We start from the raw sequence: 17,973 nt of genomic DNA, 5'->3' as shown, positions 1-17,973 counted from the left end.
GGGGTCTCCTGGATTTTCAATGCGGGGGGTCGCCGCGCCAGAAGGCGATCTGCGCGGCGATCTGGTGATCGATCATGGGTTTGCCGCCGACGACCTTCAGGCCGCGCGCAGCGCAGGCGCCCATGAGCTCGGTGTCGCGCGCGGCAACGATGTCGAACAGCGCGGCGTCGGTGCGCAGCAGCGCGGCATCGAAGGGCATTGCATCGCCCTCGTGCAGGCCGAGCGAGGTGGCGTTGATGGCGAGGGCGGCCTGGCCGATGCCTCTTGCCTCGGTATCGGCGGCAATGCCCGGGAAGGCCTTGCGCAGCGCGTCCACCAGCTGTTCCGCCCGCCCGGGCTCGCGGTCGACGATGTGGATCGTGCGCGCACGCTCGGCCGCCAGCGCGAACGCGATGGCCGTGCCCGCGCCGCCCGCACCCACGAGCATCACGGCGCCATCGGTTCGGAGCACGCCGTTCGCGCGTGCCGCCTCGACGAAGCCCACGCCGTCGAAGCTCTCGCCCGACCACTGGCCGTCTGCGTCGAGGCGCATCGTGTTGACCACGCCGGTGCGCCGTGCCTCGGGGCCGAGCCGCGCGCACAGCGCATGCGCGGCGGCCTTGTGCGGGATCGTGAGGTTCAGCCCCTGCAGGTTGCGCACGCGCGCGAGCTGCGCCACGGTGGCCGCGAAGTCGTCGGGGTGCACGCCCATGGGCACCTGGCACCAGTCGAGGCCGGCGGCCGCGAAGGCCGGGTTGTAGAAGCGCGGCGCGCGCACATGATCGACCGGGTGCGCAAGGATGGGCACGAGGCGCGTGGCACCGCTGAGGTTCGCCGGCACCACCGCGTCAGCCCTTCACCGCGCCGGCGGTGAGCCCGCTGACCAGGTAGCGCCGCACCAGCATCGAGAACACCAGCACAGGCGCCATCACCAGCGAGCCGCCCGCGGCGATCTTGCCCCACTCCCAGCCTTCGTAGTTCATGAAGTTCACCACCGCCACCGGGGCCGTTCGCGCGTCGGTGCGCGTCAGGATGAGCGCGAAGAAGAAGTCGTTCCATGCATACAGGAAGCACAGGATGGCCGTGGCCGCGATGCCCGCCGTGGCCATGGGCATCACGATTTCCATGAACACGGTGGCAAAGCCTGCGCCGTCCATCAGCGCCGCCTCTTCGAGCGAGGCTGGCACCGCGTCGAAGAAGGGCTGCATCATCCAGATGACCAGCGGCAGGTTGAAGGTCATGTAGATGAGGATCAACCCCGTGCGCGTGTCGAGCAGCCCCAGCCAGCGGTAGGCCAGGAAGAACGGGATGGTGAAGGCGATGGGCGGTGCCATGCGCGTGAGCAGGATGCCCAGGCCGAGGCCGAAGCGCCCCCGCCCCGTCCATCGCGACAGCGCGTACGCGGCCGGAATGCCCAGGACCAGTGCCAGCAAGGTCGACACCACGCTCGTGACGAGGCTGTTGACGAAGGATTCCGGAAAGCCCGCCTGCCACAGCCCCACGTAGTGCTCCAGCGTGGGCATGAACAACATGCGCGGCGGAAACTCCAGGATCATGGGCGTCGGCTTGAACGACATCTGCAGCAGCCACAGGAAGGGCACCAGCATGATGAACAGGACCAGCGGCACGGCCCAGCGCGCCAGCGGCCAGCGCCGCCTGAATGAAGGCTTGCTCATTCGGCACCTTTCGTGCGCTGGCTCAAGCGCATCGCGCCCCAGCTGATGACCACCGTGGCCACCAGCAGCACCACCGTGATGGCGCTCGAATAGCCGAGTTCGCCGAAGTTGAAGGCCACCAGGTAGGCGTAGTAGTTGGTCACCTCGGTCACCGAGCCGGGCCCGCCGCCGGTGAGCAGGAAGATCAGAGGAAACGCCTTGATGCTGTCGATGAGGCGGAACAACGTGCACACCAGCAGCACGGGCGCGATATAGGGCAGCACGATGTGGCCGAACACGCGCCACGCGTCCGCACCGTCCATTCGAGCGGCCTCGACGTACTCCGCCGGCAAGGTCTGCAGCGCGGCCAGCACCATGAGGAAGGTGAACGGCGCCCATTCCCAGGTGTCGGCGATCACGATGGCCCACAGCGCGAAGTCGACGTGCGTGGTCATGGCCGGCAGCGCCACCCCCAGCATGCGCGCGGCCTGGTAGATGGGGCTGATGTCGGGCGTGTAGATAAGCTTCCAGATCACCGCCACCACGATGGGCGGCAGCACCATCGGGATGACGAACAGGTGCCGAAGCGACTGCCAGCGCTCCTGCCCCGAATGCACGAGCAACGCGAGGCCCGTGCCCAGCAATACCTGGAGCACCACCGTGTAGACAGACAGCCGTGCCTGCACCAGCAGCGAGCCCACGAAGCGCTCGTCGCCAGGCAGCAGCTGGTAGTTGCGCAGCGGCTCCGAGAAATCGCCCAGGGAACCGGGGTTGACCAGCGCCCCCGGCGTGAGGCTGGTCACCAGCAGGAACAGCGTGGGCAGCCCGGCCACCACCAGCAGAAAAAGCAGGCTGGGCGCAATCGCCATCCGCACGAAGCGGCGACGCTGGCCTTCATAGGAAGCGGCTGGCATCGTGGAAAGGCTCAGACTTTCACGCCAGCGCGTCGCAGCGACGAGAGGGCCTGCTCCTGCGCCTGCTTCATCGATTCGGCGGCCGGCACCTGGCCCGACACCACGCGCTCGACGGCCTTGTTGACGACATCGCCCACGAGCGGGAACTCCTTCACCGTGCGGTAGGCCATGTAGTTCTTCGTCTTGCCGGGTTGCTCCAGCACCTCGAGGTACAGCTTGCCGAGGTCCTGCCCGTTGATGGTGTTGATGCGCTTGTATTCGGCACTCTCGATCACCGAGCGCCGGCAGATCGAGGGGTGGCCCGTGTCCTTCACGATGCGCGCGGTGAGTTCGGGGCTCAGCGTCCACTTGATGAACTCCCACGCGGCTTCCTTGTTCTTCGCGTTCTTGGGAATCCCCAGGCCCTGGCTGTTCGACGCCGGGAAATCACCCTTCGGGCCGGCCGGCATGCGCGTGACGAGCGCCGTGTCCTTCACCTTGCTGTCGGGCGAGGTGAGCATGGCGCTGACCCACGACGACGAGTGGATGAAGATGTTGGAGCGCCCACCGATCAGTGCCGAGCGCGCCTGGTCTTCCGTGTAGCCGAGCACGCCCTGGGGGCTGTATTTGCTCAGCAACTTGCAATAGAAGTCGGTCGCCGCGACCGAGGCGGCGCTGTCGAGCGCCGGCTTGATGTCGCTCGGCGGGTTCACGAACAGGTCGCCGCCAAAGCCCTGCACATAGGGCGGCAGGAACCAATGGTGCAGATTGGAGCTGACGAAACCTGTCACGCCCTCTTGCCCGTGGATGGCCTCGGCCGCTTTCATGAGCTCGTCGAACGTCGCGGGCGGTTGAACGCCGCGCTTCTTCATGAGGTCCATGCGGCTGATGCCCATGAGCATCGCCCCGCCCTCCCATGCAAAGCCGAAGTTCTTGCCGGCCTTGTCCTGGTACGGCAGCTGCGCGCCCTTCACGAAGTCGTCGGGGTTCCAGCTCGCGGGCGTGAGTTTCCTGTCGGCCGTGAAGTCGCTGAGGTTGGCCAGCAGGCCCGCCGCCACCCAGCGCGCGGCCAGGATGAAAGTGACGTTGCAGAAGTCCCAGGAATTGCCGCCGGAGGACAGCTCCAGGTCGGCCTGCTGGTTGTAGACCGGAAAGGCCGAGAGCTGCAGGTCGACCGTCATGCCGGTCTGTTGCTCGAACTCGGGGATGTACTTGCGCAGGATGTTGAAGAAGCCGTGCTGGTAGGCCGCGCCGCGCAGCTTCACGCCCGCGAACGGCTTGGCCTGCGCAAGGGCAGGAAACGCCAGCGTGCCGCCGGCGCCAGCCGCTACGCTGGCGGCGGCCACCTTCAGCAGGCGGCGGCGTTGCGGGTTGATGTCGAGAGAGGTCGGGAGGCTCATGGTCTTGTCTCTTTCTGCCGGATCATCGGTATCGCCTGCTGGCGCTTGAGTTGAATATGACAGACAAATAGATTCTAATTCCTCATGGATAACCCGAAACCAAGGGCCAATTCAGGTGGGATAAGCTTATTTCCGAAAATAATATGTCCGACCATAAAGAAGAAATTGAAAACCAACCCACCGCTTCGCGGCGCGGCCCCCTGGCCGTGACCGAGGCGCTGGCGCGCCGCGTGGTGGCGGGCGAATGGGGTGACGGCGCCGCGTTGCCGACCGAGGTGGAACTGGCCGAACAGCTTGGCGTGGCGCGCACTTCGGTGCGCGAAGCGCTGACGCGGCTCAAGGCCAAGGGCCTGATCGCGTCGCGCCAGAAGGCCGGCACGCGCGTGCTTCCGCACGCCCAATGGAACATGCTCGACGAAGACGTGCTGCGCTGGACCTGGTCGGGCAACGACCGCGCGCAGATGGCGCGGCACCTGATGCAGCTGCGGCGCATCGTGGAGCCCGCGGCCTGCGAGATCGCGGCCGCTTCGGCGACCGACGCCAGCATTGCCGCCATCGAGCGGGCGTACCGGATGATGGACGCCGCGGGCATGGACGCAGTGGCCTACGCCGGACCCGACCTGGAGTTCCATCGCGCCATCCTCAACGCCACCGGCAACCCGTTCCTCGTGGCATTCGGCGCCACCATCGAGGCGGCCCTTCGCACCTCGTTCGAACTCTCGACGCGCCAGCCCGGTGCCCCGCGCAAGAGCCTGCCGCTGCATCGCGACGTGCTAGACCAGATCTGGGCACGCAAGCCCGCAGAGGCACGCCGCGCGATGGAGGCACTGCTCGGGCTGACCGAGTCGAACATCCAGCGCGGCGTGGCGAAGGCGGCGGAAGCCGCTGCCGCGGCCGTGCCCTCCCTTCCCCCTTCTTGCTGACTTCCGGCGACACGCCCCCAAAGGACACACGCGACATGGCCGACATACGACTGCAATCCATCAGCAAGCGCTTCGGCGATGTCGAGGTCATTCCCGGCATCGACCTCACCATGCCGGACGGCCAGGTGACGGTGCTGCTCGGCCCTTCAGGCTGCGGCAAGTCGACCTTGCTGCGCATCATCGCGGGGCTGGAAACGCCCAGCGGCGGCGAGGTGCTGATCGGCGGGCGCGTGATGAACGACGTGCCGCCGGCAGACCGGGGCTGCGCGCTGGTGTTCCAGAACTACGCGCTGTATCCGCACAAGACGGTTCGGCAGAACCTGGCCTTCCCGTTGCGCATGGCCAAGGTCGACGCGGCCCAGCAGGCGCGCAGCGTGGACGACATCGCGCGCACGCTCGAACTCACGCCGCTGCTGGAGCGCTACCCGCGCCAGCTCTCGGGCGGCCAGCGCCAGCGCGTGGCCATGGGCCGCGCGATGATCCGCCGGCCCGAGGTGTTCCTGTACGACGAACCGCTCTCGAACCTGGACCTGGAGCTGCGCGTGAAGCTGCGCCTGGAAATCGCGCGCATGCAGCGCACGCTGAAAGCCACCGCGGTGTACGTGACCCACGACCAGACCGAGGCCATGACGCTGGCCGACCAGATCGTGGTGCTGCGCAAGGGCCGCATCGAGCAGGTGGGCTCGCCGCTGGCGCTGTACCACGCGCCGGCCAACCTGTTCGTGGCGGGTTTCATCGGCACGCCGCGCATGAACCTGTTCAAGGTCGATGCCGCGCAGCGCAATGAAGGCGGCACGCTGCTGCGCATGGGCAACGTCACGCTGCAGGTGCCGCAGCGGCTGAACGGCGAAGTGGCGACCCTGGGGTTCCGCGCCGAGCAACTGCGCATCGGCCAGCCGGCGCCGGGGCAGGTGAGCATTGCGCTCGACGGGTGCGAGACCCTGGCCGTGGAGCAGCTGGGCGACCGCGCTTTCTGCTACCTGCGCTCATCGCTGGGCGAGCTGGTGCTGCTTACGCCGGGCACCCAGACAGACGTACCGCGCCAGCTGACGCTGTCCATCGCGCCGGAGGCCCTGCATTTCTTCGACGGCAACGAGCAGGCGCTCGTGGCCGAGGGACATTCCGGAAACGGCGGCCATGTCCTAGAAAACGGCTCCCCGACGGTTCCTGCCGCCACAGCGAACTGGAAAGTGCCGGCCTAGCGGACCGACCCGCGCGGCCATGCGGAGGGCGCGGGTCAAGCCGGGTCGGCGATCTCGTCCAACCTGCGCCGAATGAACGGGTCGTTGAAGAAGGTGCCCAACGGCACGAGCGCGACACCGCACAGGCGCAGCGTCCAGCGCCAGCCCCACCCTTCCGCCAGCGCGACCCGCACCGAAAGCCAGAGGTAGCACAGGAACACCAGCCCGTGCACCGGCCCCGCGGCAGACACCAGCCCCGGGGCACCGGCCAGGTGCTTCATGGGCACGGCAACGCCGAGCAGGAAGACCAGCGTGACCCCTTCGGCCAGGCCCAGGCCACGCAGCAACTTCAGCCAACGGACACGGCCGGCCCGGTCTTCGCGCACCACGCCGTCACCATGCGTCATTCGGGCGCCCACAGCCGCTCATCGCCAAGGTGCACGGCCAGCGCGTCGGCCGCGGCCTCGAGCAGCAGCGCGCCCTTGCGCGCCGACGCCAGGTGCGGCGTGCCGACGACGCCCGACGCCGACCAGTGCGCCATGTTGCGCCAGCGGTGCATGCCGCCGGCCTGGAGGAAACCGGTGGGCGGTGCGTCGACGCTGCAGGCCGCGGCCGCATCGACGAGCTCGGGGCGCAGGTGCATCACCATCGAGGTCTCGGCCTCGCAGGCGTGCAGCAGGTTGGGCTGCCCCTCGAGAATGCGCGAGAACGCCGGAGCGGCCACCATCCAGTAGGTGGCCGTTGCGAGCGGCATCGCCAGCTCGACGCCCAGCAGGTCGACGATCACCGTCAGCGCCGCCATGTTGCCGCCGTGGCCGTTCAGCAGCAGCACGCGCCGGTAGCCCTGGCGCTGCAACGACCGCACCACGCAACGCACGAAGGCCAGCAGCGTGGAAAAGTCGAGCGTGAGGCTGCCGGGGTTGTGCATGTGGTGCTCGGCCAGCGACACCCAGAGCGTGGGGAGCACCAGCACCGGGGCATCGGCGCGCTCGGCGGCGCGGCGCGCAACCTCCGTCACCAGCAGGCTGTCGACCTCCACCGGCAGGTGCGGGCCATGCTGCTCGGTGGAGCCGATGGGCAGGACCGCCACGGTGCGCGCCAGGGCCGCGCGATCGAACTCGGTGCTCTTCAGCCGTTCCCAGCGGGTCTGGCGAGCCTGGCCTGGCGCGGCTGACGGTGCGGCCTCCACTGCGGTGTCCACTGCGGCACTCATTGCGGCATTCATTGCGGTTTGTAGTTCACGGCCGTCATCAGGCTGCGCACCGTGCCTTGCGAGGCTGTGAAGGTGCGCTCCAGGTCGGCTGGCGTGCCCACCTGCGGCTGCAGCGCATACGACAGCATGCGCCGCGACACGTCGGGCATGGCCACCACCTTCTGCACCGCGGCGTGGATGCGCGCCACCTCATCGGCGGCCATGCCGTGCGGCGCATACACCGCCAGGAAATCGGAAGCCGCGAGCTCGGGCATGCCCGCGTCGGCGAACGAGGGCACGTCGGGCAGCAGCGCGGTCTTGCGCGTCACGGCCAGCAGCTGCAACGACGCGCGGTACTGCAGCACGTCGCTCACCGGCACGACCGCGGCGGCCACCTGCCCGCCCAGCAGGTCCTGCACGGCCGGGCCGCTGCCCTTGTAGGCGATGGGCTGCAGGTCGGTGCCGGTCAGTTGCGCGAGCCGGCCCACCAGGAACTCGGGCGCGCTGCCCGGCGCCGGCACCGCGATGTTCCGCTCCCTGGGATTGGCGGCGAAGTATGCGGCCAGCTGTTTCACGTCGTGCGCGCCGGTCTTCGCATGCGCGGCCAGCACCAGCTCGAAGGAGGCGAAGGGGCTCACCGGTTGCAGGTCGGCCCGGGTGTCGAAGCCCGGCGCCTTGAGCACCAGCGGCACGGTGACGACCGTGTGCCCGTTGGTGAAGAACAGCACCGAGCCGTTGGGCGAAGCCGCCTTCACGTAGCGCGCGGCAATCTGCCCGCCCGCGCCCGCGCGGTTCTCCACGATCACCGGCTGGCCCAGCAAGGCGGGCAGCTTCTCCGCGAGGATGCGCGCGCCGATGTCGGCGGACCCGCCAGCCGGGTAGCCCACCACCAGCGTGATGGGCCCCTTGTAGGGTTCGGCTGCCGCCGAGCCCGCGAGCAGCCCCAGCACGCACGCGGCAGCCAGCCGGCGCCACCGACCCCATGCACACCACACACGCAACCCACGCAACGCACCCGATGCAACCGTCATGAAGACACTCCTCGGCGCACCGTGCGCCATGTGCTTCGAAGCGTAGGAGGTGCCTGCACACGGCCCGCCGCGTTCCGGCAGGCGCCGACGGTTGCCGGCAGCGATTTCAGGCGCGCATCAGGCGCGCATCAGCGTGCCCAGCCCTGGCGAAGCGCGATGCGCTGTGCCGCCGCCATGCGGGCCTCGGTCGACTTCGCCACCTGCATGCGCACGCGCTGCACCAGCTCGGCGGGTGCGGTGGCCGGCGAGCCCGTGTCGAAGGGCGGCTGCGGCGCGTACTCCATGCCCAGCTGCATGGCCTGCGCGTGGGCATCGCCGTGCAACGCGGCGGCCACGGTGAGCGCGAAGTCCAGCCCGGCCGTGACGCCGCCGCCGGTGATGCGGTTGCGGTCGACCACCACGCGCCGGTGCACGGGCTCGGCACCGAAGTACGGCAGCACCTCCATGGCCGTCCAGTGCGTGGCCGCCTTGTAGCCGCGCAGCAGGCCGGCCGCCCCGAGCACCAGCGCGCCGGTGCACACCGAGGTGATCCAGCGCGCATGCGGCGCGCGCTGAACGAGAAAGTCGATCGTTTCCTCGTCTTCCATCAACGGATTGACGCCGGGCCCGCCACCGATGAAGAGCAGGTCGAGCGCGGGCGCGTCTTTCATGCGCAGCGTCGGCAGCTCGCGCATGCCGATGTCGGTGACCACCGGTTCCAGCGTCTTCGCGAGCACATGCACCTGCGAACCGGGCAGCCGGGCGAACACGTCGAGCGGGCCGGCGAAGTCGAGGCTGGTCATGCCGGGAAAGACCAGCATGCCGATCTGGAAAGGCGCGGTGCTCATTGCACGGCCTCCACCGCCGACGCCGTGGCCACCGCGGTGCATTCGATCTCCACCAGCATGCGCGGGTCGGGCAGCGACAGCACCACGCTGGTGGTCCGCGCAGGGTATGGCCTCGGGCCGAAGACTTCGGCATAGCGCGCGTTCATGGCGGCCACGTCTTCGGCTCGCACGAGCAGCACGTTCACCTTCAGCACCGCGCCCAGCGTGCTGCCGCCCGCACGCAGCAGTTGCGCCAGCACCGCCATGGCCTGGTCGAACTGGGCGACGAAATCGCCCTCGTCGATGCGGCCGTCGTCGTGGTAGCCGGGCGTGCCCGAGACGAACAACAGGTCGCCGAAGCGCGTGGCGCCCGACAGCGGCGGCGTCTTGAAACGCCCGGGCGAGGGAATGTGCGTGATTGCGTGCATGGCAAGGTTTTTCGGAGGGTCAGGAATCGCAGGAGTGGGCTCGCACCGTGCGTGCCGGCGCCTCGCCGTACTGGCGGCGGTACAGCACCGCGAAGTGCCCGGCGTGCGGGAAGCCCCAGCGCGCGGCCACGTCGCCCACGCTCCCGTGGCCGCACTGCAGGTCGGCGCGTGCCGCGGCCAGCCGCGCCGCGCGCACGTAGGCCGCGGGCGTGGTCTGCAAGAAGCGGCGAAAGCCGTCGAACAGCGCGCGCGTGCTCACGCCGGCGTGGGCGGCAATGTCGGCGGTGGCCGGCGCCAGGCGCAGGTTCGCGTGAATGAATTCCTCGGCGCGCCGCACATGGCGCGGCGCAATGGCGGGCTGCGGGCGCAACAGCGCCTCGCTGTGGTTGTGCGGCTGCGCGAGCAGCAGCGTGGACAGCACCATGCCTTCGAGCGCCGACATCGCCGGCGCCGGAAAATCCGCCAGCGCGCTGGCTTCCACCGCCGCCAGCGCCGCGGCCACCGGCTCCCATGCCGCCCACGCCGGCGAACCGCGCGCCATGCCGCGCGCGAACGACAGCGGCGTGGCCGGCCGGTAGCCCAGGTCTTCTTCCAGCCGGGCGTTCACGCGCTCCATGGCCACGCGCAGCACCAGCATGTCGGCCTCGCGCCCATAGACCACCTGCGCCACGCTGCGGGCATCGATGAGGGCGTAATGGGCCGCGTCCATGGGCGTGCTCGCGTCGTCGAAGCTCGCCAGGCCGAAGCCCGCGCGCGGCATCTGCACCAGCAGCACGTTGGCGCGCTCCTCGGGGCGCACCACGGCCTGCGCCCCGTAGCACAGGGAACTGACCGACATGGCCGGGGTGATCGATCGGATCGAGAAACGCAGCCGAAGCGACTGCCCATGCTGAACGCTGACTCGGTGGCGCGACCACTCGCTGTTCAGTATCCGGTTGCCCTCGGGCAAGGAGTCGCTTCGGTAGCTTCTGCTTTGCATGGTCTCTCCGTGTGAAGACAACAATCCGCTGGATCACCGCTTGCACCACGCAGAGGTTCACGGCCTGTGGAGGCTAGGGCATGCGGCGCGGGGCGATGCCGGATTCCGGCAGGCGACTACAGATTCCGGCAGCGCAACTGCCGAGCGGGCATTGCTGATCTTCTGCGAACAACCACGATCCGTCGAGCCCGAGCCCCTCGTCGACCAAGAGCTAGGCCACCTGAAGGGCCCACCTCTTCCACCCTTCACCCTTGCGCTCCCGCCCTGCGTCGCCTACACGTACAGCCGCTCCAACGCATCCCACTCCGGCTTGCCAACCAACCGCTGCCGCTCCTCGAAAGTAGCGACAAGCCCGCCTTCTTCCGTCAGCTGCCGCGAATCCCGCAGCACGCCCAGCGCCTTCTGCATGCCCACCACCGCGCCCTGCAGCGCGGCGTTGGCGTACAGCACGAAGCCATAGCCGAGCTGCCCCAGTTCATCGGCGCCGAAGGTCGGCGTCTTGCCGCCGATCACCATGTTCATGAGCTGCGGCTTGTCCAGCCGGCGGGGCATCGCGCGCACTTCCTCGGCCCGCGTCACGGCCTCGACGAACAGGATGTCGGCGCCCGCCTCGCTGAAGCGCTGCGCGCGCTCGATGGCCGCCTCGAAGCCGTGCACGGCCGCGGCATCGGTGCGCGCCATCACGAGCAGGCCGCTGTCGTGCCGCGCATCGACGGCGGCCTTGATCTTGCCGAGCATCTCGTCGGTGTCGATCACGGCCTTGCCCGAGAAATGGCCGCAGCGCTTGGGGCTGACCTGGTCCTCGAGCTGGATGCAATCCGCGCCCGCGCGCTCCAGCACGCGCACCGCGTGCCGCACGTTCAGCGCGTTGCCGAAGCCGGTGTCGGCATCGACCAGCAGCGGCAGGTTCACCGCGTCGCGGATGCGCGCCGTGTGCTCGGCGATTTCGTGCAGCCCCATGAAGGCCTGGTCGGGCAGGCCGAGGTACATGTTGGTCACGCCGGCGCCGGTGACGTAGATCGCCTCGAAGCCCAGGTCTTCGATGATGCGCGCCGACATCGCGTTGAAGGCGCCGGGCACCAGCACGCCGCGGCGCGCGTCGGCCAGGCGGCGCAGGGCCTGCTTCGGGTTGGCGTCGGGCTTGGGGGGCGTGTTGAGTTTGGTGTCGTTCATTCGGTGCTCAGTCTTCCTTCATGCCGGTGGCCTTCACCACGCCGCCCAGGCGCGCGCGCTCCTCGTCGACGAACTTGGTGAAGCTCGCGCGGGTGCCGCCGATGGGCTCGATGCCCATGTCCTTCAGGCGCTTGGCCGTCTCGGGCGACTTCATGGCCGCGTCGATGGCCGCGGCCATCTTGTCGAGGATGGCGTCCGGCGTGCCGCGCGGCGCGTGCACGCCGGCCCAGTGCGCGATGCGAATTTCGGGGAAGCCCTCTTCCGCGGCCGTCGGCAGCTCCGGGTAGGCCGAGATGCGCTGCGACCAGGTGCCGGCCAGCGCCTTCAGCTTGCCGCTCTTCAGGTAAGGAAGCACGACGATGCTGGCTTCCGACGTGGCCTCGACCTGGTTGCCGAGCACCGCGGTGATCGACTCCGAGCCGCTCTTGTAGGGCACCACGTCGAGCTTGCCGCCGTACTTGGTTTCCAGCAGGCCTTCGACGAAATGCGGCGTGCTGCCGGTGCCGGCCGTGGCCCAGTGGAAGCCGCTGCCCGACTTTTTCGACGCGGCGATGAACTCCTTCAGGTCCTTGTACGGCGCGTTGGCGGGCACCACCACCACCGAGGGCGCCAGCGCGATCATCGCCACCGGCACCAGCGCGTCGTCCTTGTAGGGCATGTTCTTCTTGATCATGCTGTTGGACACCACGCCGGCCGCGCTCACCAGGAAGGTGTAGCCGTCGGGCGCGCTCTTGGCGACCACGTCCGCGCCCAGGATCGCGCCCGCGCCGGGCTTGTTGTCGATCACCACGGGCTGGCCGAGCTGCCTGGACGCACCTTCGGCCGCGGCGCGCGCCATCAGGTCGTTGGCGCCGCCGGCGGAAAACGGCACGACGAGCCGGATCGGCTTGGTGGGCCAGCCTTGCGCCAGCGCGCCCGCGGGCAGCGCGCAGGCCAACGCGGCCACGGTGGCGCAGGTCAGGGTGGAAAGACGGCGGAAGTTCATCTGTTGGCTCCTTTGTTTGTGGAAAGTCATGGCCTGCGGACAGGTCACCGCCGTGAATTCGCAAACGCTGTGCCACGCGGCACGTGCGTATGAATTGGCAGCGCAAGTCGTTGATTTCAAAGGAATCCCCCGCTGCAGGCAGTGCGTTTTCGGGAGCATTTTCAAATCGCTCATTTCATTTATGTTTCATTTTTGAAACCATAAAATCCGCGAAATGAACGATGCCGCCCCGCCCCCCATCCGGCCCCTCCCCCAGCCCTTCGTCACACAGCGCCCGCCGCGCATCGTGGCCGTGGCCCGCCACCGGCTGGGCCGCGTGCTCGCGCGGCTGGCACCCGCGGTGGCAGCGCAGGCGCAGGTCGAACTGGTCGCGCACGCTTTCGACGAGGCGGTCGACGCGGTGCGTGCGCTGCATGCGCGCGCGCCGGTGGACGTCATCGTGGCGGCAGGCGCCAGCGGCGAATGGCTGCGCCGGCACCTGGACATTCCGGTGGTCATCGTCGAGGTGCGCGGCTTCGACCTGATGCGCGCGCTGGCCGCCGCCCGCGCGATCTCGCCGCGCGTGGGGCTGGTGTCGTTCGAGGGGCCGTCGGAACACCTGGCGCAGCTCGATGCCCTGTTCGGCATGGGCATCGCGCAGTTCAGCTACCGCGGCCCCGACGACGCGCCGGCCTGCGTGCAGGCCTTGCGCGCGGCCGGCGTCGGCGCCGTGGTCGCGCCGGGCCTGGTGTCCGACCTGGCCGAGCAGGCCGAGCAGGCCGGCATCGCCAGCGTGCTGATGTATTCGGACGACGCCGTGCGCCAGGCGCTGGAAGACGCCATTCACCTCGCGCGCCTCGGCCGCGCCGAACGCGCGCGCCACGAGCGGCTGAACACCGTGCTCGGCCAGCTGCAGGACGGCGTGGTGGCCGTCGACCTGCACCAGCGCATCGAGGCGCTCAACCCCGCCATGGCCGAGCTGATGGGCGTTCCCGCCCACGAGCTCACAGGCCGCGTGCTCGGCGACGTGGAGCCTGTGCTCGACCTGGGCGCCACGCTGCGCCTGCGCGAAGCGCCGGCCGACGAGGTGCTGCAGCTCGGCGCGCGCACGCTGGTCGTGCGGCGCGCGCCCATCGTGGAGGCCGGCGAGGTCACCGGCGCCTTGCTGGTGTGCCGCGACCCGGCCGTGATCCAGCGCGCGGACCGCCACCTGCGCGCCAACCAGCGGCAGCGCGGCGCGCCCGCGCGCTACCGGCTGGAGGCCTTCAGCGGCGAGAGCCCCGCGGCCCGCCGCGTGCGCGAGCTGGCGGCGCACTGCGCGGCCAGCGACGCCACCGTGCTCATCGTGGGCGAGAGCGGCACCGGCAAGGAACTGGTGGCGCAAGGCATTCACACCGCGAGCCGACGCGCGACCCAGCCCTTTCTCGCGGTCAACTGCGCGGCCCTGGGCGAAAGCCTGCTGGAAAGCGAACTCTTCGGCTACGAGGAAGGCGCCTTCACCGGCGCGCGGCGCGGCGGCAAGACCGGCCTGGTCGAGGCGGCGCACACGGGCACGCTGTTTCTCGACGAGATCGGCGACATGCCGCTGGCGCTGCAGACGCGGCTGCTGCGCGTGCTGCAGGAGCGCGAAGTGCTCCGCCTGGGCGCGACGGCGGCGGTGCCGGTCGACCTGCGCGTCATCGCGGCGACCCATGCCGACCTGGCGGCGCAGGTGGAGCGTGGCCAGTTCCGCCGCGACCTGTACTACCGGCTGGCGGTGCTGCGCGTGGAAACACCGCCGCTGCGCGAACGCGCCGACGACATCGCACCGCTGGCCGCCGAGTTGCTGGCGCGCCGCGCGGGCAAGGCGGGCGTGGCCCTAGCGCAGGCCTCGCGCTGGCTCGACGCGTTGCTGGAGGTGGCCGCGGGCTACGGCTGGCCCGGCAACGTGCGCGAGCTGGAGAACTTCGTCGAGCGGCTGCTGGGGTGCCAGGGCTACCTGGCGCCGGCAGGCGACCTGGACCGCGCGCGCCTGCTCGAAGTGTTTCCCGAGTGCACGCAGGCGCGGCCCGCGCCGTTGCGCGATCGCGTGCTCAAGGGCGCCGGCCGGGACGCCGAAGCGCGCCGCGTGCGCGAGGTGCTGCAGTCGGTGCAGGGAGACCAGGCGCAGGCCTGCGCCGTTCTCGGCATCAGCCGCTCGACGCTGTGGCGGCGGCTGCGCGACGCAGGCGCCTGAAAGCAGGCTCCGGCCCCTCATCCCCCATCAGCAATATGCCAAAGACCGCGACATCGACTGTTTGAGGGATTGAAGCGCGCCGGCGTCCCGGCAATAGTGCGGTCTTCGTGATTCGAGCATCCGGCATCGATGCCGCGGGCGCAACGGCACGCCCGCGCCTGCATTCCTTGCCATCCGGGGGTTGGCAATGCCTACAGAGACCCGCTACGAGAACTTCGACCTGCGCATCTGGCGCGAGGGCGACCGCTACCTGGCCGAGGTGACCAACTCGCCGGCCGGGTCGTCGGAGCGCGAAGTGCTCCAGTGGCCCTTCGGCGGCCCGGCCGACCGCGTGCTGCTGCTGGAGCTGGAGAACGCGGTGCTCAAGAGCCGGCTCACCCTGCGCGGCGGGCCCATCATCTCGCCCGAGGAAAAAGTGCTGCGCGACTTCGGGGCCGAGGTGTTCAAGGCGGTGTTCAGGGACTCGCGCTCGGTGTCGGCCACCTACACCGGCAGCCGCGCCCTGCTGCTCGGCAAGGACGACACCGGCCTGCGGCTGAACCTGCGCATCGACCCGCCCGAGCTGGCCTGCCTGCCGTGGGAGTACGTGTTCGACGAGGCGGGCAAGCCCGACCACTACCTGTGCCTGAGCAGCAAGTCGCCGCTGGTGCGCTACCTGCACAGCACGCAGCAGCGCGCGCCGGTGCGCGGCCAGGGGCCGGTGCGCGTGCTCGGCATGATCGCCAACCCGGGCGGCACCTGGACCTGGCTGGACACCGAGGCCGAGCGCCGCCACATGGAAGAAATCCTGCGCGCGCCGGGCCTGCAGGTGGAGTTCAACTGGGTGCTGCGCGCCACGCCCGACGGCCTGTTCGACATGATGCAGCGCGGGCCCTGGCACATCTTTCACTTCATCGGGCACGGCGGCACCGACCGCTACACCGACGCCGACGGCCAGACCCGCAGCGAAGGCTTCGTCGTCATGGACGACGGGCTCGGCGGCCCGGTGAAGGTGTCGGCCTCGCGGCTGGCGGACATCCTGGCCGATGGCGATGTCGACCTGGCGGTGCTCAACTGCTGCGAGAGCGCGCAGGGCAACGCGTCTTCCAGCGTGGGCGCGGCGCTGGTCGAGCAAGGCGTGCCGATGGCCATCGCGATGCAGTTCGCCATCACCAACACGGCCGCGTCGCGCTTCTCGGAGCACTTCTACAAGTCGCTCACCAAGGGGCAGACGGTGGAGCGCGCATTGACCGTGGCGCGCAAGTACATCCGCATGAACTCGGACGCGGAATGGGCCATTCCGGTGCTGTTCACCCGCTCGGGGTCGTTCGCGCTGTTCGAGGCGATGCCGGACGCGCCGATGCCGCAGGAGGCGCTCGGTGTACTCGGGACTGTCGGTACGGTCGGTACGGTCGGTACGGTCGGCGCAGCTCGCGCGGTGCCCGCCGCCGCCCCGCCCGCGCGGATGAGCCTGGCGCAGTCCAAGCTGCGCGAACTCTGGGGCGACCGATGACGCTGTGGTCGGTCAGCATGGTCTTCGCGGCCGGACTGACCGTGTTGATGGCCTCCGCCGGGTTCAACCGCCCGAGCTGGTCGCGCAGCTACACCACCGCGCGGCGCTACTGGACGGCCGTGGCCGTGCATGCCGGCCTGTACCTGCTGATGTTCATGCTGTGCTACGGCGTGCTGCTGCGCATCATGGGCGCCGATGCGCCGCGGGGGTCGGGCGCGCGCACGCTGGTGCTGTGGCTGGCGCTGGCGCTGGTCGCCTGCCTGCGGTCGATTGCGCCGCTGTCGTTACGCGTACGCGCGCGGCTGCATGGCGCGGCCGGCATTCCGCAGCAGGCGCTGTCGCTCGCCAAGTTCCTGGCCGAGATGCCCTTCCAGGCCGGCAGCGACGTCCAGGCCCAGGCCCGCGACATGCTGCGCATGCGCGGCATCGACGCCGAGCGCGACTGGCTGCCGCTGGCGCAGCCGCTGCACCAGCAGATGCGCAGGGCCGCGGAGCTTTTCATCCAGCTGCGCGGCTGGGACCAGGAGCGCGCGCTGGCGCGCTACACGCGCGAGGTGACGCACGAGCTCTACCGGCTGCGCCAGCGCTTCGACCGGCTCTCGTTCCGGGTGTCGCGCACGCTGGCGTCCATCGAGCAGCTGGGAGAAATCAAGGTCATCGCCGCCGAGCACGGCATCGACGGCAACAAGGAGCTGGACGACCGCCTGCGCCACCTGGTGAGCGACATGATCTCGGACGTGTGCGAGGACATCGGCCTGTTCTACCGCGATGCCTGCGTGCTCGCCGCGCGCGGCGTGCTGGCCACCAATGCGCGGCAGGCCGGGCGCAACGCGGCGCTGGAGCGCATGGGGTTCACGGCCTGCGCGAGCGAGCCCGACAACCTTGCGCGCGCCTTCGGCTATGCGGCGCTGTTGATGCTGGCGGGCCTGTGGATCTTCTTCGTCGTGCTGCCGCCGGACGACGGCGCGGGGCTGTCGGTGGGCCAGCGCATCGCGGTGATCCTGGTGATCGTGCTGGGCACGCTGGCCATCGCCATCCTGCCCAAGTTCTATTTCGGGTTCGCGAGCGCGGGGCTGCACCGCCGCACGCCGCCGGGCTTCGTGGTCGCGGCGGGGGCGTGCGCGCTCGGTTTCTCGGTGCTGGTCAATCTCGCGGCGGGCGCGCTGATCTACGGCGGCATGCCGGGCGCGCTGCAGCGGCTGGCGGAGGCCGCGTCCACCCTGCCCTCGACCTTCCTGACCGGTGCGCTGGTCGCCTGGCTCACGCAGGACCACCGGTGGGCGGCGGTGGACGACCCACGCGCGCGGCGCGGCCTGGACGCCGCGTTGTTCGGCGCCGCCTGGCTGCTCTCGGCGGTGGTGTCGCGCGGGTTCGCCGCCGACACGTTCGCCGAGTTCTGGACCTGGCGAACGCTGGCGGCCGTCGTCGCGGGCCTGGTGCTGGGTGCGGCGATGGGCGCGGCCATTCCGGAGCTGGCGCGGCGCCGCCGCGAGCCCGCCGCGCGCGACACCGTCGCGGCATCTGGCGAACCGAAGGCGCTGAGCCTGCCGGTGCCCCCCATCGCCGCCTACGAGCTGAACCTGCCCGCCAGCGTTCCCGCACCGGTGCCCGTGGCGCAGGCCGCAGAGAAGTCCGAGCTGGCCCGCTGAAACGAAGACAGCA

17 protein-coding genes are annotated in these 17,973 nt (G+C 69.9%); 5 read left to right on the top strand and 12 right to left on the bottom strand.

The features are described 5' to 3' along the window. Positions 1–16: 16 nt before the first annotated feature. From AB6807_RS20430 to AB6807_RS20415, 4 genes are read right to left on the bottom strand one after another with little or no spacing between them, the layout of a single operon-like run. A complete protein-coding gene (locus AB6807_RS20430) occupies positions 17–820 on the bottom strand; it encodes a shikimate dehydrogenase (RefSeq protein WP_371085996.1) in 804 nt (267 codons plus the stop codon). 7 nt (positions 821–827) lie between these two features. Then, entirely contained in the window at positions 828–1,655 is an 828-nt protein-coding gene (locus AB6807_RS20425; RefSeq protein ID WP_371085995.1) for a carbohydrate ABC transporter permease, read from the bottom strand. After that, the gene (locus AB6807_RS20420) at positions 1,652–2,548 is read right to left on the bottom strand and encodes a carbohydrate ABC transporter permease (protein WP_116913128.1); all 897 of its coding nucleotides are present in this window, start codon (positions 2,546–2,548) and stop codon (positions 1,652–1,654) included. Before AB6807_RS20420 ends, AB6807_RS20425 begins: the two co-directional genes overlap by 4 nt. A gap of 11 nt (positions 2,549–2,559) precedes the next feature. After that, positions 2,560–3,927 carry an extracellular solute-binding protein gene (locus tag AB6807_RS20415; RefSeq protein ID WP_116913127.1) on the bottom strand — a complete coding sequence of 456 codons (1,368 nt, stop codon included), beginning with the start codon at positions 3,925–3,927 and terminating at the stop codon, positions 2,560–2,562. A 143-nt stretch (positions 3,928–4,070) separates the two neighbouring features. Here AB6807_RS20415 and AB6807_RS20410 point away from each other — a divergent pair, with 143 nt between their 5' ends. Further along, entirely contained in the window at positions 4,071–4,850 is a 780-nt protein-coding gene (locus AB6807_RS20410; protein ID WP_371085994.1) for a FadR/GntR family transcriptional regulator, read from the top strand. Between the two features lie 35 nt (positions 4,851–4,885). Continuing rightward, positions 4,886–6,052 carry an ABC transporter ATP-binding protein gene (locus tag AB6807_RS20405; RefSeq protein ID WP_371085993.1) on the top strand — a complete coding sequence of 389 codons (1,167 nt, stop codon included), beginning with the start codon at positions 4,886–4,888 and terminating at the stop codon, positions 6,050–6,052. Positions 6,053–6,087: 35 nt separating this feature from the next. On the opposite strand, the gene AB6807_RS20400 is transcribed toward AB6807_RS20405, so the two are convergent. The 8 genes from AB6807_RS20400 to AB6807_RS20365 all read right to left on the bottom strand — a co-directional run bounded on the left by AB6807_RS20400 (position 6,088) and on the right by AB6807_RS20365 (position 12,625). Continuing rightward, positions 6,088–6,438, bottom strand: coding sequence for a DUF3817 domain-containing protein (locus AB6807_RS20400; RefSeq protein ID WP_371085992.1), 351 nt, complete (start codon positions 6,436–6,438; stop codon positions 6,088–6,090). Next, complete coding sequence (locus AB6807_RS20395) at positions 6,435–7,244, bottom strand: creatininase family protein (protein ID WP_371085991.1); 810 nt, start codon at positions 7,242–7,244, stop codon at positions 6,435–6,437. The genes AB6807_RS20400 and AB6807_RS20395 overlap by 4 nt, the downstream gene beginning before the upstream one ends. An 8-nt stretch (positions 7,245–7,252) precedes the next feature. Continuing rightward, the gene (locus tag AB6807_RS20390; protein WP_371085990.1) at positions 7,253–8,254 is read right to left on the bottom strand and encodes a tripartite tricarboxylate transporter substrate-binding protein; all 1,002 of its coding nucleotides are present in this window, start codon (positions 8,252–8,254) and stop codon (positions 7,253–7,255) included. 128 nt (positions 8,255–8,382) lie between these two features. Then, positions 8,383–9,081: a DJ-1/PfpI family protein gene (locus AB6807_RS20385; protein WP_116913121.1), complete on the bottom strand. Its 699-nt coding sequence runs from the start codon at positions 9,079–9,081 to the stop codon at positions 8,383–8,385. Further along, positions 9,078–9,488 carry a RidA family protein gene (locus AB6807_RS20380; protein ID WP_371085989.1) on the bottom strand — a complete coding sequence of 137 codons (411 nt, stop codon included), beginning with the start codon at positions 9,486–9,488 and terminating at the stop codon, positions 9,078–9,080. The genes AB6807_RS20385 and AB6807_RS20380 overlap by 4 nt, the downstream gene beginning before the upstream one ends. 19 nt (positions 9,489–9,507) lie before the next feature. Beyond that, complete coding sequence (locus AB6807_RS20375) at positions 9,508–10,467, bottom strand: helix-turn-helix domain-containing protein (RefSeq protein WP_371085988.1); 960 nt, start codon at positions 10,465–10,467, stop codon at positions 9,508–9,510. 273 nt (positions 10,468–10,740) lie between these two features. Then, positions 10,741–11,640 (bottom strand): oxaloacetate decarboxylase, encoded by a 900-nt coding sequence (locus tag AB6807_RS20370; RefSeq protein ID WP_371085987.1) that lies wholly within the window; start codon positions 11,638–11,640, stop codon positions 10,741–10,743. 7 nt (positions 11,641–11,647) lie between these two features. Next, positions 11,648–12,625, bottom strand: a complete 978-nt coding sequence (locus AB6807_RS20365; protein WP_371085986.1) for a Bug family tripartite tricarboxylate transporter substrate binding protein — start codon at positions 12,623–12,625, stop codon at positions 11,648–11,650. A 214-nt stretch (positions 12,626–12,839) separates the two neighbouring features. Here AB6807_RS20365 and prpR point away from each other — a divergent pair, with 214 nt between their 5' ends. The 3 genes from prpR (at position 12,840) to AB6807_RS20350 (ending at position 17,960) form a co-directional block, all read left to right on the top strand. After that, positions 12,840–14,819 carry a propionate catabolism operon regulatory protein PrpR gene (gene prpR, locus AB6807_RS20360; protein ID WP_371085985.1) on the top strand — a complete coding sequence of 660 codons (1,980 nt, stop codon included), beginning with the start codon at positions 12,840–12,842 and terminating at the stop codon, positions 14,817–14,819. A 187-nt stretch (positions 14,820–15,006) separates the two neighbouring features. Further along, a complete protein-coding gene (locus AB6807_RS20355; protein WP_371085984.1) occupies positions 15,007–16,311 on the top strand; it encodes a CHAT domain-containing protein in 1,305 nt (434 codons plus the stop codon). Then, positions 16,308–17,960, top strand: coding sequence for a hypothetical protein (locus AB6807_RS20350; RefSeq protein WP_371085983.1), 1,653 nt, complete (start codon positions 16,308–16,310; stop codon positions 17,958–17,960). The genes AB6807_RS20355 and AB6807_RS20350 overlap by 4 nt, the downstream gene beginning before the upstream one ends. Positions 17,961–17,973: the final 13 nt, after the last annotated feature.

This window comes from Variovorax sp. RCC_210, from assembly GCF_041355175.1.
GTDB lineage: Bacteria > Pseudomonadota > Gammaproteobacteria > Burkholderiales > Burkholderiaceae_C > Variovorax.
Note: the sequence above shows the minus strand (reverse complement) of the source record. Positions and strands in the feature narration are given on the sequence as shown.

Bases quoted from the DNA above. Each gene is read 5' to 3' on its own strand.
- AB6807_RS20425 (WP_371085995.1), bottom strand. From the start codon at position 1,655: ATGAGCAAGCCTTCATTCAGGCGGCGCTGGCCGCTGGCGCGCTGGGCC.
- AB6807_RS20420 (WP_116913128.1), bottom strand. From the start codon at position 2,548: ATGCCAGCCGCTTCCTATGAAGGCCAGCGTCGCCGCTTCGTGCGGATG.
- AB6807_RS20415 (WP_116913127.1), bottom strand. From the start codon at position 3,927: ATGAGCCTCCCGACCTCTCTCGACATCAACCCGCAACGCCGCCGCCTG.
- AB6807_RS20410 (WP_371085994.1), top strand. From the start codon at position 4,071: ATGTCCGACCATAAAGAAGAAATTGAAAACCAACCCACCGCTTCGCGG.
- AB6807_RS20405 (WP_371085993.1), top strand. From the start codon at position 4,886: ATGGCCGACATACGACTGCAATCCATCAGCAAGCGCTTCGGCGATGTC.
- AB6807_RS20400 (WP_371085992.1), bottom strand. From the start codon at position 6,438: ATGACGCATGGTGACGGCGTGGTGCGCGAAGACCGGGCCGGCCGTGTC.
- AB6807_RS20395 (WP_371085991.1), bottom strand. From the start codon at position 7,244: ATGAGTGCCGCAGTGGACACCGCAGTGGAGGCCGCACCGTCAGCCGCG.
- AB6807_RS20390 (WP_371085990.1), bottom strand. From the start codon at position 8,254: ATGACGGTTGCATCGGGTGCGTTGCGTGGGTTGCGTGTGTGGTGTGCA.
- AB6807_RS20385 (WP_116913121.1), bottom strand. From the start codon at position 9,081: ATGAGCACCGCGCCTTTCCAGATCGGCATGCTGGTCTTTCCCGGCATG.
- AB6807_RS20380 (WP_371085989.1), bottom strand. From the start codon at position 9,488: ATGCACGCAATCACGCACATTCCCTCGCCCGGGCGTTTCAAGACGCCG.
- AB6807_RS20375 (WP_371085988.1), bottom strand. From the start codon at position 10,467: ATGCAAAGCAGAAGCTACCGAAGCGACTCCTTGCCCGAGGGCAACCGG.
- AB6807_RS20370 (WP_371085987.1), bottom strand. From the start codon at position 11,640: ATGAACGACACCAAACTCAACACGCCCCCCAAGCCCGACGCCAACCCG.
- AB6807_RS20365 (WP_371085986.1), bottom strand. From the start codon at position 12,625: ATGAACTTCCGCCGTCTTTCCACCCTGACCTGCGCCACCGTGGCCGCG.
- prpR (WP_371085985.1), top strand. From the start codon at position 12,840: ATGAACGATGCCGCCCCGCCCCCCATCCGGCCCCTCCCCCAGCCCTTC.
- AB6807_RS20355 (WP_371085984.1), top strand. From the start codon at position 15,007: ATGCCTACAGAGACCCGCTACGAGAACTTCGACCTGCGCATCTGGCGC.
- AB6807_RS20350 (WP_371085983.1), top strand. From the start codon at position 16,308: ATGACGCTGTGGTCGGTCAGCATGGTCTTCGCGGCCGGACTGACCGTG.